General features: G+C 71.3%; 15 protein-coding genes. 13 read left to right on the plus strand and 2 right to left on the minus strand.

Annotation, left to right across the window (positions count from 1 at the left end; translation table 11 throughout):
* Positions 1–6: 6 nt before the first annotated feature.
* From ACFVU2_RS12885 to ACFVU2_RS12910, 6 genes are read left to right on the plus strand one after another with little or no spacing between them, the layout of a single operon-like run.
* A complete protein-coding gene (locus ACFVU2_RS12885; RefSeq protein ID WP_387874799.1) occupies positions 7–1,338 on the plus strand; it encodes an ABC transporter substrate-binding protein in 1,332 nt (443 codons plus the stop codon).
* A gap of 1 nt (position 1,339) precedes the next feature.
* Positions 1,340–2,323 (plus strand): carbohydrate ABC transporter permease, encoded by a 984-nt coding sequence (locus ACFVU2_RS12890; protein ID WP_387874801.1) that lies wholly within the window; start codon positions 1,340–1,342, stop codon positions 2,321–2,323.
* The gene (locus ACFVU2_RS12895; protein ID WP_387874804.1) at positions 2,320–3,240 is read left to right on the plus strand and encodes a carbohydrate ABC transporter permease; all 921 of its coding nucleotides are present in this window, start codon (positions 2,320–2,322) and stop codon (positions 3,238–3,240) included. Before ACFVU2_RS12890 ends, ACFVU2_RS12895 begins: the two co-directional genes overlap by 4 nt.
* Before the next feature lie 4 nt (positions 3,241–3,244).
* Positions 3,245–4,516, plus strand: coding sequence for a 6-phospho-beta-glucosidase (locus tag ACFVU2_RS12900; RefSeq protein ID WP_387874805.1), 1,272 nt, complete (start codon positions 3,245–3,247; stop codon positions 4,514–4,516).
* Positions 4,504–5,508 (plus strand): N-acetylglucosamine kinase, encoded by a 1,005-nt coding sequence (locus tag ACFVU2_RS12905; RefSeq protein ID WP_387874807.1) that lies wholly within the window; start codon positions 4,504–4,506, stop codon positions 5,506–5,508. The genes ACFVU2_RS12900 and ACFVU2_RS12905 overlap by 13 nt, the downstream gene beginning before the upstream one ends.
* Entirely contained in the window at positions 5,492–6,190 is a 699-nt protein-coding gene (locus tag ACFVU2_RS12910) for a protein-L-isoaspartate(D-aspartate) O-methyltransferase (RefSeq protein ID WP_387875763.1), read from the plus strand. The genes ACFVU2_RS12905 and ACFVU2_RS12910 overlap by 17 nt, the downstream gene beginning before the upstream one ends.
* Positions 6,191–6,202: 12 nt before the next feature.
* Here ACFVU2_RS12910 and ACFVU2_RS12915 read toward each other — a convergent pair whose 3' ends face one another.
* Positions 6,203–6,943 (minus strand): gamma-glutamyl-gamma-aminobutyrate hydrolase family protein, encoded by a 741-nt coding sequence (locus tag ACFVU2_RS12915; protein ID WP_387874810.1) that lies wholly within the window; start codon positions 6,941–6,943, stop codon positions 6,203–6,205.
* A gap of 145 nt (positions 6,944–7,088) precedes the next feature.
* Here ACFVU2_RS12915 and ACFVU2_RS12920 point away from each other — a divergent pair, with 145 nt between their 5' ends.
* From ACFVU2_RS12920 to ACFVU2_RS12950, 7 genes are read left to right on the plus strand one after another with little or no spacing between them, the layout of a single operon-like run.
* Positions 7,089–9,140, plus strand: a complete 2,052-nt coding sequence (locus tag ACFVU2_RS12920) for a TPM domain-containing protein (protein ID WP_387874813.1) — start codon at positions 7,089–7,091, stop codon at positions 9,138–9,140.
* Between the two features lie 53 nt (positions 9,141–9,193).
* Positions 9,194–9,964, plus strand: a complete 771-nt coding sequence (locus ACFVU2_RS12925; protein ID WP_387874816.1) for a PspA/IM30 family protein — start codon at positions 9,194–9,196, stop codon at positions 9,962–9,964.
* Between the two features lie 7 nt (positions 9,965–9,971).
* Complete coding sequence (locus ACFVU2_RS12930) at positions 9,972–10,898, plus strand: arginase family protein (RefSeq protein ID WP_387874818.1); 927 nt, start codon at positions 9,972–9,974, stop codon at positions 10,896–10,898.
* Positions 10,899–10,919: 21 nt separating this feature from the next.
* Positions 10,920–11,705: a crotonase/enoyl-CoA hydratase family protein gene (locus ACFVU2_RS12935; RefSeq protein WP_387874821.1), complete on the plus strand. Its 786-nt coding sequence runs from the start codon at positions 10,920–10,922 to the stop codon at positions 11,703–11,705.
* A gap of 55 nt (positions 11,706–11,760) precedes the next feature.
* Positions 11,761–13,212, plus strand: coding sequence for a dihydrolipoyl dehydrogenase family protein (locus ACFVU2_RS12940; protein WP_387874824.1), 1,452 nt, complete (start codon positions 11,761–11,763; stop codon positions 13,210–13,212).
* Positions 13,209–13,610, plus strand: a complete 402-nt coding sequence (locus tag ACFVU2_RS12945) for a Fe-S oxidoreductase (RefSeq protein ID WP_387874826.1) — start codon at positions 13,209–13,211, stop codon at positions 13,608–13,610. Before ACFVU2_RS12940 ends, ACFVU2_RS12945 begins: the two co-directional genes overlap by 4 nt.
* Entirely contained in the window at positions 13,607–14,506 is a 900-nt protein-coding gene (locus tag ACFVU2_RS12950) for an SDR family NAD(P)-dependent oxidoreductase (protein ID WP_387874829.1), read from the plus strand. Before ACFVU2_RS12945 ends, ACFVU2_RS12950 begins: the two co-directional genes overlap by 4 nt.
* On the opposite strand, the gene ACFVU2_RS12955 is transcribed toward ACFVU2_RS12950, so the two are convergent.
* Positions 14,469–14,933: an SIP domain-containing protein gene (locus ACFVU2_RS12955; protein WP_387874831.1), complete on the minus strand. Its 465-nt coding sequence runs from the start codon at positions 14,931–14,933 to the stop codon at positions 14,469–14,471. The genes ACFVU2_RS12950 and ACFVU2_RS12955 overlap by 38 nt on opposite strands.

The following is a 14,933-nucleotide window of genomic DNA, read 5'->3' on the forward strand; positions in this document are numbered from 1 at the left end:
CCACCCGTGAAACACCGTCACATCGTCGCCGCCATCGGCATCGCCGCGGCCGCAGCGCTCACCCTCGCCGGCTGCTCCGGTGGCTCCAGCGGCACCGCGTTCGCCGACAGCACCCCGAAGGAGCTGTCGGGCACCGTGTCGTTCTGGCACTTCTTCTCCGACCGGGAGGCCGACGTCATCCAGTCGGTCGTCGACGACTTCGAGAAGAAGAACCCCAAGGTCAAGGTCGAGGTCCACTCCGGCCAGGACGACGAGAAGCTGCAGAAGGCGATCGCCACCGGCAGCAAGGTCGACGTCGGCCTCTCGTACTCCACCGACATCGTCGGCAACTTCTGCTCGAACGGCGCGTTCCGCAGCCTCAACAAGGTGATCGAGCGCGATGGCGTCGACATGAGCCAGTTCTCGGACACGGTGAAGTCGTACACCGAGTTCAAGGGCACGCGGTGCGCGATGCCGATGCTCGCCGACGTGTACGGCCTCTACTACAACAAGGACCTCCTGCAGGCCGCCGGCTACACCGAGCCGCCGAAGACGCTCTCCGACCTGGAGGCGATGGCCGACAAGCTCACCACCTTCAACGCCGACGGCTCGATCAAGACGCTCGGGTTCAACCCGACGATGGGCTGGTACGAGAACTCGGCCGCCCACTACGGCCCCGCGGCGGGCGCGAAGTGGCTGAAGGACGACGGCACCAGCGCCATCTCCTCCAACCCGGGCTGGAGCGAGCTCATCCAGTGGCAGAAGGCCTACGTCGACAAGATCGGCTGGGACAAGCTGAACGCCTTCACCTCCGGGCTCGGCCAGGAGTTCTCGGCCGACAACGCCTTCCAGACCGGCCAGGTCGCCATGAACCTGGACGGCGAGTACCGCACCGCCTTCATCGCCGACCAGGCGAAGGGGCTGAACTACGGCACCGCGCCGTTCCCGACCGCCGACGACCACACCGACCTCTACGGCGGCGGCTACATCACCGGAAACATCATCGGCATCTCCAAGGGCTCCAAGCAGCCGGAGCTCGCCTGGGCGCTGCTGAAGTACCTGACCACGGACACCGACGCGGTCGTCAAGCTGGCCAACGGACTCAAGAACGTGCCGACCACGAAGGACGCGCTCACGTCGCCCAAGCTGGAGGTCTCCGAGCAGTTCAAGACCTTCCTCGACATCTCGAACGACAAGAACGTGCAGACGACGCCCGCCAGCCCGCTCGGCGCCGGCTACCAGAACACGTTCCAGGACTTCTGGAACAAGTACCAGAGCCAGGGCGGCGACTTGCAGGCAGGCCTGAAGGACGTCGACAAGCAGATCAACGACGCGCTCGCGCTGACCACCGGTCCGTGAGATGACATCGGCCATCGAACGCGCGGGGCGGGTCTCCACCCGCCCCGCGCGGTCCTCCCGCTCGCGCAGGCGCCGCAACCTGATCACGCTCGCGTTCCTGGCGCCGACGCTGCTCGGCCTGGCGATCTTCTTCGTCTACCCGCTGATCGCCTCCGTGTACTACTCGTTCACGCGCTACGACCTGGTGTCGGCACCGCAGTGGATCGGCCTCCGCAACTACGAGTACCTCTTCACCCAGGACCCGAACGTGTGGAAGGCGACCCTGAACACCCTGTGGTTCGTGGTGATCTGGGTACCGGTCAAGACGGTCTTCGCCCTGCTGATCGCCGGCCTCCTCGCCCGGGCCAAGCGGGCCTCGGGGTTCTGGCGCACCGTGTTCTACCTGCCGGCGCTCGTCCCGCCGGTCGCCAGCGTCGTGGCGTTCGTGTTCCTCTTCAACCCGGGCACCGGCCCGGTCAACCAGGTGCTCGCCTGGTTCGGGATCAAGGGGCCGCTGTGGTTCAACGACCCGGCATGGTCGAAGCCCTCGCTCGTGCTCCTCGGCATCTGGGTCATGGGCGACGTCATGATCATCTTCCTGGCCGCACTGCTCGATGTGCCGAAGGACCAGTATGAAGCCGCGTCGCTCGACGGCGCGAACGGCGTGCAGAAGGTGCGCTACATCACGATGCCCAGCATCTCGCCCGTGCTGCTGTTCGCTGCGGTGACGGGGGTGATCGCGGCCATCCAGTACTTCACGGAGGCGGCCGTCGCCTCCTCCGTCGCCTCGGGCAAGGCGGTGGTGGGCGAAGGCATCAGCAACAACCTCGGCTACCCCGACGGCTCCCTCCTCACCTATACCCAGTGGCTCTACGTGCGCGGCTTCGGCACCTACCAGCTCGGCTACGCCTCGGCCCTGGCCGTGCTGCTGTTCGTCGTCGCGGCCGTGCTGCTCATCCTGATCCTGCGCCGCTTCAAGGCGTTCACACCGGAAGGCGCGCAATGACCACCGCCACCTCCTCCACCCCGCCACTGGCACCGCCGGCCTCCCGCCGACCGGTGACGCCGAAGCGCGGCATCCCGACCCCGCGGTCCCTGCGCACACGCCGGGTGCTGGGCTGGATCGCCGAGCACGCCGTGCTGATCGTGCTGGCCGTGCTGTTCCTCGCGCCGGTCGTGTTCGTGCTGCTCACCTCGCTGATGTCGAGCCAGCAGACGCTCACGGCCTCGCTCTGGCCGCAGCCGTTCGCGTGGGACAACTACACGAAGGTGTTCACCACCGTCCCGCTCGCCCAGTGGTTCGGGAACTCGGCCCTGTACGCCGTGCTGGCCACCGTCTTCATGCTGGTCTCCAGCGTCCCGGCGGCCTACGCGCTCGCCAAGATCAAGTTCCGCTTCTCCGGTGCGTTGTTCACCGTCATCATCGTGGCCATGCTGCTGCCTCCCCAGGTGACGGCGATCCCGGTCTACGTGATGTGGTCGCAGCTCGGGCTGACCGGGACCCTCTGGCCGCTCATCCTGCCGAACCTGCTCGGCGACGCGTTCTCGATCTTCCTGCTGCGGCAGTTCTTCCTCACCATCCCGAGCGAGTACGCGGACGCCGCCCGCATCGATGGCAACGGGGAGCTCGGCGTGCTGTGGCGGGTCGTGCTGCCGATGGCGAAGCCCGGGATCGCGGCGACCGCGATCTTCATGTTCTTCAACTCGTGGAACGACTACTACGGGCCGCTCCTCTACACCTCCGAGAACCCGGCCTCCTGGCCCGTCGCTTACGGCCTGGCGTCGTTCCGCGGGGTCCACGGGACCGACTGGGGACTGACCATGGCGATGACCATGCTCGTCACCATCCCCGTCGTGATCGTCTTCTTCTTCGCCCAACGCGTCTTCGTGGAGGGCATCACTCTGACCGGCGTGAAGGGATAATGCGTTGAAACTGGCAGTCGTGGGTGGCGGATCCACCTACACACCCGAACTGATCGACGGGTTCGCGCGGATGCGCGACGTGCTCCCGATCGAAGAGCTCTGGCTGGTCGACACAGACCCCGAACGCCTGCGCCTCGTCGGCGGGATGAGCGAGCGGATGTTCCGCGCCGCCGGGCACACCGGCCGCATCGTGCCCGCCTCGGACCTCGTCGCCGGTGTGGCCGACGCCGACGCCGTACTGCTGCAGCTGCGTGTGGGCGGCCAGGCCGCACGGCACGGGGACGAGACGTTCCCGCACGAGTGCGGCCGCATCGGGCAGGAGACGACCGGCCCCGGCGGGTTCGCGAAGGCCCTGCGCACCGTCCCCGTCGTGCTGAGGGTCGCAGAGGTCGTGCGCCGCCATGCCAAGCCCGACGCCTGGATCGTCGACTTCACCAACCCGGTCGGCATCGTGACCAGGGCGCTGCTGAACGAGGGCCATCGCGCCGTCGGCCTCTGCAACGTCGCCATCGGCTTCCAGCGCCGCTTCGCGCACCTGCTGGGCGTCGACCACACGCAGGTGAGCCTCGGGCACGTCGGGCTCAACCACCTCACGTGGGAGCGCTCGGTCACCGTGACCGATGCGGACGGGACGCGGGAGGCCCTCCCGGCCCTGCTCGGCACCCACCTGTCCGACCTGGCGGACGAGATCGAGCTGCCCGCCTCCCTCATCTCGCTGCTCGGGAACGTGCCCAGCTACTACCTGCGCTACTACTACGCCCACGACCAGGTGCTGCGCGAACAGCTCGATGCGCCCACGCGCGCCGAGGCCGTGCAGCGCGTCGAGCGGGAGCTCCTCGAGCTGTACGCCGACCCGGCCGTCGACACGAAGCCGGAGCAGCTCGCCCAGCGCGGCGGCGCCTTCTACTCGGAGGCCGCCGTCGACCTGATCGCGTCGCTCACGAGCGACCGCGGTGACGTGCAGGTGGTCAACCTGCGCAACGACGGATCGCTGCCGTTCCTGCCGGACGACCACGTCATCGAGGTGCCGGCGACCGTCGGCGCGGCGGGTCTCGCCGCGCTCCCGATCGACCCGCTCCCCGACGACATCCGCGGCCTGGTGTCGCACGTCGCCGGCTACGAGCGGCTCGCGCTGGATGCCGCGGTGCACGGCGGACGCGACCGGGTCGTCCGTGCCATGCTCGCGCATCCCCTCGTCGGCCAGTACGACCGCGCCGAGAAGCTGACCGATCTGCTGATCGCCGGCAACCGGGAGCACCTCGCATGGGCGAAGTGAGCACGACCGGCCGCCCGATCGTGATCGCGGTCGACGGCGGCGGCTCGAAGACCGACGCGGTCGCCCTCGAACTCGACGGGACCGTCGCGGCGACCGCCCGCGCGGCGACGTCGAGCCCGCACCTGATCGGAATGAACGCCTCCGCCCGGCTCGTCGACGAGCTCATCGAGCGGCTGCTCGAGCAGACGGGCCCGCGACCGATCGCGAACGCCGGGATCTACCTCTCCGGTCTCGACCTCCCGGCCGAGGTGGAGGCGTTCCGCGCGGGCATCGCCGGGTACGCCTGGGCGGACGCGGTGGTCGACAACGATCTCTTCGCCCTCCTGCGCGCCGGCACGAGCGAGCCGGACGCCGTCGCGGTCGTGTGCGGCACCGGCATCAACTGCGTCGGCGTGCGCGGCGACGGCGAGGTGGTGCGCTACCCCTCGCTCGGGATGACCTCCGGCGACTGGGGAGGCGGATGGCACCTGGGAGAACAGGCGCTGTGGCACGCCGCCCGTGCCGTCGACGGCCGCGGGCCCGCCACATCGCTGGCTGCGGCCGTCCCGGCCGTCTTCGGGCTGCCGGATGTGCAGGCGGTGATCGAGGCCGTGCACTTCGGGCGCGTGCCGAACGCCGATCTCGCACGCATCGCCCCCTCGGTGTTCTCGTGCGCGCGCGACGGTGACGCCGTCGCCATCGGCCTCGTCGACCGGCAGGCGGAGGAGATCGTGGCCTTCGCCGCGACCACTCTGCGGCGGCTCGGGCTGCTCGATCGCTCCGTCCCCGTCGTGCTCGGCGGCGGGATCATCGGATCCCGCGACGCGCTGCTGCTGGGCGGAGTGCAGCGGCGCCTCGCCGAGCGCGCCCCGCTCGCCCGGATCGAGCTCGTGACCGCCGCGCCGATCCTGGGTGCCGCGCTCCTCGCGCTCGAGGGGGCCGGGGCCGGCGTCGACGCGCTCGGGACGGCGCGGGACGGGCTGGCCGGGCGCCCGGCTGCGGTGGTTCACTAGGAGCACGAACAGCGAATACCTCACCGAACGCCGCCGGATGGTCGAGCACCAGCTCGTCGCCCGCGGGATCGCGGACCAACGGGTCCTCGACGCGATGAGCCGCGTGCCGCGGCACGAGTTCGTGCCCGAGAGCCAGGTGCCGTACGCCTACGCCGACCGCCCGCTCCCCCTGGGCGACGGACACGGCGACGGGCGCAGCGACGGGCAGACGATCTCCCAGCCGTACATCGTCGCGCAGATGCTGGAGGCCGCCCGCATCGGCCCGGAGGACCGGGTGCTCGACGTGGGCACCGGCTCCGGGTACGCCGCCGCGGTGGCCGCGGAGCTGGCGCATCGCGTGATCAGCATCGAGCGCATCCCCGACCTCGCGGTCACGGCGGCGGCGACGCTCGAGGCGCTCGGCTACCGGGTCGAGGTGATCACCGGCGACGGGACGCGCGGCTGGCCGGATGCGGCGCCGTACGACGCGATCGTCGCCGCGGCGACCGGTCCGTCCCTCCCGTCGGCGTGGGTCGATCAGCTCGCACCCGGGGGCCGCATCGTGATGCCCGTCGGACGGTCGGGCGGGGCGCAGCGCCTCGCGGTCTTCGAGCGGGACGCAACGGGAGGACTGCACGAGACGAACCTCGGGGCGGTGTCGTTCGTCCCGCTGGTCGGAGACGGCGGGTGGCCGGAGGCGTGACGGGGCGCCGGGTCAGGCGGCGACGGCGACGCGGGAGCGGAGCGAGCTCAGCAGAGCCGTGAGCTGGCCCGCGGGAGCGGCGACGTCCTCCGGGTGCCACTGCACGGCCAGCACCGGGGCGACCGTGTGCTCGACGGCTTCGACATGCCCGTCGGGCGCGCGCCCGGTGACGACGAGCCCGTCGCCGAGCTGGTCGACCGCCTGGTGGTGGGCGCTGCGCACGTCCACGACGCCCGATCCCAGCAGGTCGGACACCCGGCTGCCCGGCTCCAGGAGCACGGGATGGGTCGTCAGGACCTCGGCGATGGGCACGCCCCGGTTGACGTGCGGCGTGCGGTCGCCCAGATCCTGGACGAGCGTGCCGCCGAGGGCGACGTTGACGATCTGGAGACCGCGGCAGATGCCCAGCAGCGGCGTGCGGCGCTCGACGGCACGGCGCGCCAGCGCGAGCTGGGCCTCGTCGGCGACCTCGAGGTGGCGGCTCTCGTGTGCGTACCCGCCGGTCGCACCGTAGAAGCGGGGCGCGATGTCCTCGCCGCCGACGACGACGATCGCGTCGGAGGACTCGGTGCGCGCCAGCAGGGCGTCGGTCCCTTCGTCCGCAGCGAGGCGGGTGACGGACCAGCCCTGTGCCCGCGCCTCGGAGATCACGCGGCCGACGAGGAGCTGCACGTAGGCGTGGTACTCCGGGTCGTGGCCGCGGAAGCGGGTCGCCTCCACGACGGCGAGCGAGCGTGCGCCGGATGCGGTCACGGACTCCTCCTCTCGCCGGGATGCGTCCGTCCATTGTGCGAGAGCCGAGGGCTGCGCGCATCCGCGCCCGTAACAGGCTGAAACAGTGACAGCGTCCAGCACCCCCCAATAGACTCGGCACGAAGTGTTCCTGGAGAGTGGGTGGATGCTCTTGCGACGTGTTCTGACCGGGGCTCTGCTGGCCGTCGCGATCGTCGCGGGCCCGCTGGCCCTCGCGGCGCCGGCGTCCGCCCAGGATCCGGTCGACCTGGGCTCGAGCCACGTGGACGACGTCGCGGGCGTGCTCACCGACAGCCAGGGCGACGCGGTCGCGGCAGCGGCGGCGAAGCTCGCCGACGACCACAAGATCGATCTCTTCGTCGTCTACGTCGACAGGTTCACGAACCCGACGGATGCGGCCGACTGGGCCAACGAGACCGCGGCGCAGAACAACCTCGGCCCGAACGACTACCTCCTCGCCGTCGCGACGGACGGACGCGCCTACTACCTCTCGGGAGACGACGAGGGCCCGGTCAGCGCCGACCAGCTCGACCGGATCGAGCAGAACGACATCGAACCGCAGTTGCGCGCCGGCGACTGGTCGGGTGCCGGGATCGCCGCAGCCCAGGGCCTCTCCGACGCGGTCGGCGGGGGCGGGGGCGGGTTCTTCTGGTTCTTCCTGATCGCCGTCGTGGCGGTCGGTCTGATCCTGTTCTTCGTGCTCCGCTCGCGACGCAAGAAGAAGGCGCCGGGCGCCGTCGGCGGAGCGCCCGGCCAACCGCAGAGCGAGCTGCAGACCATCCCGATCGAGGAGCTGCAGCGCCGGGCGGGCTCGGCGCTGGTGCAGACGGACGACGCCATCCGCACCAGCGAGGAGGAGCTGGGCTTCGCCACCGCGCAGTACGGCGCCGACTCCGTCGTGCCGTTCCAGGCCGCGCTCGACCAGGCGAAGGGCCAGCTCCGGGAGGCCTTCACGCTCAAGCAGAAGCTCGACGACACGGAGCCGGACACCGACGAGCAGCGCCGCGGGTGGAACATCCGCATCGTCGAGCTCTGCGCCGCGGCCAACGACGTGCTCGACGCCCAGGCGGACGCCTTCGACGAACTGCGATCGCTCGAGAAGCGCATCCCGGAGGCCTCCGCCGAGGTCGCCGCATCGGCGCAGGAGGTCACGGCGCGCATCGAGACGACGCGCACCACCTCCGCTGCCCTCGCGCAGCGGTACACGGACGCCTCCCTCGCCACCGTGCAGGACAACGTCGACCAGGCCTCGCAGCGCCTCGCCTTCGTGCAGACCGCGCTCGGTGCGGCGAAGCAGAAGGCCGACGCCGGCGACACGAGCGCAGCGGCCATCGGCGTGCGCGCGGCCGAGGAATCGGTGGACCAGGCCAGGCTCCTGCTCGACGCCGTCGACCGCGTCGCGACCGACCTCGCCGCGACCCAGCAGTCCATCGACACCGTGCTGCCCGAACTGGACAGCGATCTGGCCGAGGCGCGCGCGCTCGCCGCCTCCGGCGACCCCGGCGGTTCCATCGCCGGCGTGATCGCGGGCACCGAGCAGACCGTGACGGACGTGCGGGCGAAGCTCGCCGCGGGCCCGATCAACCCGCTCGAGATCGCGCAGCGCCTCGACGCGGCCAACCGCTCCATCGACGGCGTGCTGCAGGGCGTCCGCGACAGCCGCCTGCAGACCCAGCGCGCGCAATCGTCCCTGCAGCAGACCCTGCTGGCGGCCAAGGCCCGCGTCTCGGCCTGCGAAGACTTCGTCACCGCCCGCCGCGGCGCGGTCGGTCCGGAAGCCCGCACGCGCCTCGCCGAGGCCGCTCGCCTCGTCGTCCAGGCCGAGCAGACCGCGCCGGCCGACCCGGTGACCGCGCTCGCTCAGGCGCAGCGCGCGGCCCAGCTCGCCGACGAGGCCACCCAGCTCGCCCAGCGCGACGTCGGCGGCTTCCAGCCCCAGCAGGGCGGACTCGGCGATCTCTTCGGCGGCGGCGCCTCGAATCAGGGCAGCGGAAACGGTGCCATGGGCGCCATCCTCGGCGGCATCCTGATCAACTCCGTCCTGAGCGGCGGGATGTTCGGCGGCGGCGGCGGCGGAGGCAACGGCGGCGGCAGCAGCAGGGGCGGCGGGCGCGGCTCCGGCGGAGGCGGCGGCTTCAACCCGGGCAGTTTCGGCGGCGGCGGCACGCGCAGCCGGCGCGGTGGCGGCCGGTTCTAGACGGCGGACACAGATCCAGCGCCTCATCCGGGGCGAGAGGAAAGGAAGAGCACATGGCAAAGCAGTCCATCTTCGGGCGCATCTCACAGCTCCTGAAAGCGAACATCAACTCCCTCCTCGACCAGGCCGAGGACCCGGAGAAGATGCTGGACCAGATGGTCCGCGACTTCACCAACAGCATCGCCGACGCCGAGAGCGCCATCGCCGAGACCATCGGCAACCTGCGCCTGCTCGAGGACGACCACCGCGAAGACGTGGAGGCCGCCGAGGACTGGGGCCGCAAGGCGCTCGCCGCCAGCAAGCAGGCCGACACCTACCGTTCGGCGGGCGACACCGCGAACGCGGACAAGTTCGACAACCTGGCGAAGGTCGCCCTCCAGCGCCAGATCTCCTCCGAGAACGAGGCGAAGACCGCCGAGCCGCAGATCGCCTCCCAGACCGAGGTCGTCGACAAGCTCAAGTCGGGCCTGAACGGCATGAAGGAGAAGCTCGAGCAGCTCAAGAGCAAGCGCTCGGAGCTGATCGCACGGGCCAAGAGCGCGCAGGCGCAGTCGCAGGTCATCGACGCGGTCAAGAGCGTCGACATCCTCGACCCCACCAGCGAGGTGTCCCGCTTCGAGGAGAAGATCCGTCGCGAGGAGGCCCGCGTGCGCGGCGCCCAGGAGCTGGCCGCGTCGAGCCTCGACGCCCAGTTCAACGACCTGGACGACCTCGGCGAGCTGACCGAGGTGGAGGCGCGGCTCGCCGCCCTCAAGACCGGTGGCGCCCAGCCCGCCGTCACGGCCGACCCGGCGCCCTCCGCCCCCTACACCCCGGGGCAGTGACCGCCCGGTGAGTGCAGCATCCTTCCTGGTCGTGCCGCAGTGGCAGGGCTCGGGGTCCTCGCGCGCCATGCGGCTGATCGACGGGGCGGAGGCGATCCAGGGCGACCTGCCGGCGAGCGCCACGCACACGGTCTCCGTGCCGTCCGCCGCCGGTGAGGCTCTCGGCACCGGCGTCCACCGCTTCTCGTCGCTGACGCTCGTGCGCGAGCTCGCAGCGGCGGAGCTCGCCCTGCTCGAGTCCCCGGTCGTCACGATCGGCGGCGATTGCGCCGCCGATCTGGCGAGCGTCCAGCACGCCGTCGCCGCGCACCCGCCCGGGGCGGTGGCGCTGGTCTGGTTCGACGCCCACGGCGATCTCAACAATGTGACCACCTCGCCCTCGGGCGCGTTCCACGGCATGGTGGTGCGGGCGCTCCTGGGCGACGGTCCGGACGGGCTCGCCTCGACCGGCGGCGACCGTCTGGCGGCGGCGAACCTGGTGCTCGCGGGGACGCGGGCGCTGGACGACGGCGAGTCGGCGTTCGTCGATCACGCCGGCATCCGCGTCATCGCGCCGGGCGAGCTCGACGACCCGCAGGCGGTGGTGCGCGCGGTAGAGGCGACGGGCGCTGCGGCCGTGTACATCCATGTCGACCTCGACGTGCTCGACCCGGCGGACATCGACGGAGTCGGCTACCCCGAGCCGTTCGGAGTGACGCCGGCCGCGCTGTGCGACGCGATCCGGGCGCTGCGATCGCGTTTCGAGCTCGCGGGGGCGGGCGTGACGGAGTTCGCCCCGGAGTCGCCGGAGGCCGCCGGCCGCGACCTGCCGGTGATCCTGCGGATCCTCGGCGCGCTCACCGGGCCGCTCGCGAACGGTGGCACGTCGTCCTCCACAGCGGGCGCGCCTCGACACGTCTCCACGGATGCGGCGGGGGCCGATGACGGCCTCTGAGGCGGCGGGTAGCTTGGAGCCATGACCGAACCGAAGATCCGCACCGAGCGCAGGGGCCACGTGCTGCTGATCGGCTTCAATCGCCCCGAGAAGCGCAACGCCGCCGATTTCGAGCTGCTCTCCGCGCTCGCCGACGCGTACGGCGAGCTCGAGCGCGACCCGGAGCTGCGGGTCGGCCTCGTGCATGCGGTGGGCGACCACTTCACCGCCGGACTCGACCTCGCGGACCTCGGTCCGCGGATCGGCGCGGACGGCCTCTCGTTCGTCGGCGACGACGGGATCGACCCGTGGCAGGTGTCCGGCACCTCCCTGTCCAAACCAGTCGTCGTCGCCGTGCAGGGCACGTGCCTCACCCTCGGCATCGAACTCATCCTGGCCTCCGACATCGCCGTCGCCGCAGAGTCGACCACGTTCGGGCAGATCGAGGTCACCCGTGGCATCCTGCCGTTCGGCGGTGCGACGCTGCGGTTCCCCCGCGCCGTGGGCTGGGGCAACGCGATGCGCTACATCCTGACCGGCGACACCTTCGATGCCGCCGAGGCCCACCGCATCGGGCTCGTGCAAGAGGTGGTGGCGGACGGCGAGCAGTTCGACCGCGCGCTCGCCATCGCCGAGCGGATCGCGGCGCAGGCGCCGCTCGCCGTGCAGGCGGCCCTCGCGAACGCCAAGCGCGCCGTGCGCGACGGCGACGCCGCGGCGGAGGCCGAGCTGCAGCCGGCACTGGTGCGTCTCGTCACGAGCGAGGACGCCCGCATCGGCATGGAGGCGTTCCTCACCCGGACCGAGGCCCGGTTCGTGGGGCGCTGATCCGCGCCCGACGACTCGACACGACACGACGCGACCGGAAGCAGAAGGAGACACCATGACCACCACCGAGTACGACGTCATCGTGATCGGAGCGGGCGCGATCGGCGAGAACGTCGCCGACCGCGCCGTCCAGGGCGGGATGCGCACCGTGATCGTCGAGTCCGAGCTGGTGGGCGGAGAGTGCTCGTACTGGGCCTGCATGCCCTCCAAAACGCTGCTGCGAAGCGGGGCGCTGCTGCGCGCGGCGTCGAAGGTCGGTGGCGTCCGGGAGGCGATCACCGGCCCGCTCGACGTGCAAGCGGTGCTCACGCGCCGCGACCGCATGACGAGCGAGTGGAAGGACGACGGACAGGTCTCCTGGCTCGAGGGCGCCGGGATCGACCTCGTGCGCGGCTGGGCGGTGATCACCGCCCCGAAGGAGGTCACCGTCACGGCCGAGGACGGCACGGTCACCGTCCTCACGGCGAAGCACGCGGTCGCGGTCAGCACCGGGTCCGCCGCTCTCCTCCCCGACATCCCGGGTCTGCGCGAGAGCGAGCCGTGGACCAGCCGCGATGCGACGAGCGTGCAGCGGGTGCCGGTGTCGCTCGCGATCCTCGGCGGCGGGGTCGTCGGCGTCGAGATGGCGACGGCGTACGCGGGGTTCGGCACGGAGGTCCACCTGATCTCACGCGGAGCGCTCCTGGCGAACGACGAGCCGTTCGCCGGCGAGGCGGTCGCCGCGTCGCTCCGCGACCTCGGCGCGAACGTGCACCTCGACGTCAGCCCGACGTCGGTGGAGCGCATCGAGGGCGACCGCTTCCGGATCGCTCTCGACGACGGCAGCACGATCGAGACGGACGAGTTCCTCGTCGCGACCGGCAGGCTCCCCCGCACCTCCGGCATCGGGCTCGAGGCGTTCGGGCTCGAGGACGGCGGATGGTTGACCGTCGACGACAGCATGCGCGTCGTCGACGGCGACGGCGAGCCCGCCGTCGACGGCGGTTGGCTGTACGGGGTCGGCGACGTGAACCACCGCGCCCTGCTCACCCACCAGGGCAAGTACCAGGCGCGGGCCGCCGGCGACGCGATCGCCGCCCGCGCGCATGGCGCGCACGTCTCGCTGGAACCGTGGGGCACGTACGTCGCGACCGCCGACCACCGCTCGGTGCCGCAGGTCACCTTCACCGATCCGGAGGTCGCATCCGTCGGTCTGACCGCGGCGGCCGCCGAGAAGGCCGGCTACCGCATCCGTGTGGTGGACTACGCGATCGGCTCGGTGAGCGGCGCGTCGGTCGTCGCCGACAACTACGAGGGACAGGCGCGCATGATCGTCGACGAGGACCGGCAGGTCGTGCTCGGCGTCACGTTCGTCGGACAGGACGTCGGGGAGCTGCTGCACTCGGCGACGGTGGCCGTCGTCGGCGAGGTGCCGCTGGCGCGCCTCTGGCACGCGGTCCCGTCCTACCCGACCATCAGCGAGGTCTGGCTGCGTCTGCTCGAGACCTACGGCCGGCCCACCTCGTGAGCGCTCGCGACCGGGTGCTCGACGCGATCGACCGCAGCCTGCCCGGCCGGCTGCTGTTCGACTCCCCGATCAGCTGGCTCGGCTACCTCTACGCCACGGCCGTCGGAGTCACCTGGGGCTTCATCTGGAGCACCGGCAGGGTCGAACGCCGGGCCGGGCTCTTCGTCTTCCGAGGGATGCCCGAACGCACCTTCGGCCGCGGCGGCTCCTGCGTCGGGCAGTGCTACCTCACGAACCAGAACGTCAGCGACGACGTCCTCGAGCACGAGGCCGTGCACAAACGGCAGTGGCAGCGCTACGGGATGGTGTTCCCCCTGCTCTACCTGCTGTCCGGACGCGATCCCCTGCGCAACCGGTTCGAGATCGAGGCAGGGCTGGAGAAGGGCGGATATCGATGAGCGGCACCGAGGGAACGGACGCCGAGCCGGGCACGGAGGACCGCACTCCGCTGCGCCGGACCATCGTCCTGACGGGAGCGAGCTCCGGGATCGGCGTGATCGCCGCCGAGCAGCTGACGGCTCTCGGCAACGACGTCGCCGTCGTCGGACGCAACCCCGAACGGACCAGGGCCGTCGCCGAGAAGGTGGGGGCGACACCGTTCCTCGCCGACTTCGAACGACTCGACGACGTGCGCGCCCTCGCCGACGCACTGCTCGAGAGGTACGAGACGATCGACGTGCTGGCGAACAACGCCGGCGGGCTCAACCACGCACGCGAAGTCACCGTCGACGGCCACGAACGCACCATCCAGAACAACCACCTGGCGCCGTTCCTGCTCACCCACCTGCTGCGCCCCCGACTCGAGGCGACGGCCGCGACCGGACGCGACGTGCGGGTGGTCAACACCGCCAGCCTCGCCAACCGGTTCGGCCGCCTGCGCCTCGACGACCTCGACTGGGAGCAGCGCCCCTGGCGCGGCGGCTGGCCCGCCTACGGCACCGCCAAGCTCGCGACCATCCTGTTCACGGTCGAGCTCGCCGAGCGCCTCACCGGGACCGGCGTGACCGCGTACTCGTTCCATCCGGGTACCATCGCCACCAACTTCGGACGGACATCGCCGCTGATCCGCTTCGGCGCGCTGGTCACGCGCGGCAGCTACGGCATCCCGGTCGCCGAAGGCGCGGCTCCCCTGGTCAGGCTCGCAGCCGAGTCGCCGGTGCAGGCGCCGAGCGGCACCTACTTCGACCGACTGACCGCCAACGGCACGACGACGGCGCAGGCGAAGGACGCCCAGCTCGGCCGCGACCTCTGGACGGTCACACAGCAGCTCGTCGGTGCGGGCGCTCCGGTGTGACGACCGCGTCGCGGTCCATCCCCACCTCGCCCACGAGCAGCTCCCGCACCTCGGTCACGAGGGAGAAACCGCCGGTCACGATCGCCTGAGTCGCGCCGGGACCATCGCACAACATCTCCGTCGCCCACGCACGGACGGCCCGTGCGGCGGCCTCGCCGCGCGCGCAGCGCTCACCGGTGCCGGGGCGACCCGAACGCGTCGCGCGCGTCAACCAGGTCACCGTCATCCGGATGGGGGCAGCGATCGCAGAGACGTGCTCCGCATCCTCGACCTCCACGAACACTCGGCCGCGGGCGCACAGCGGCAGAAGAGCGAGCTCGGCCTCCACCTCCGAGAGCGAACTCTCGTCGCCGACGACCAGGAACTGCACGCGGTCGTCGTGGTGCGCCGTCTCGGCGGTGTGGGAGGAATGGTCGGGTCGGTGCAT

The sequence above is a fragment of the Leifsonia sp. NPDC058194 genome (assembly GCF_042883605.1).
GTDB lineage: Bacteria > Actinomycetota > Actinomycetes > Actinomycetales > Microbacteriaceae > Leifsonia.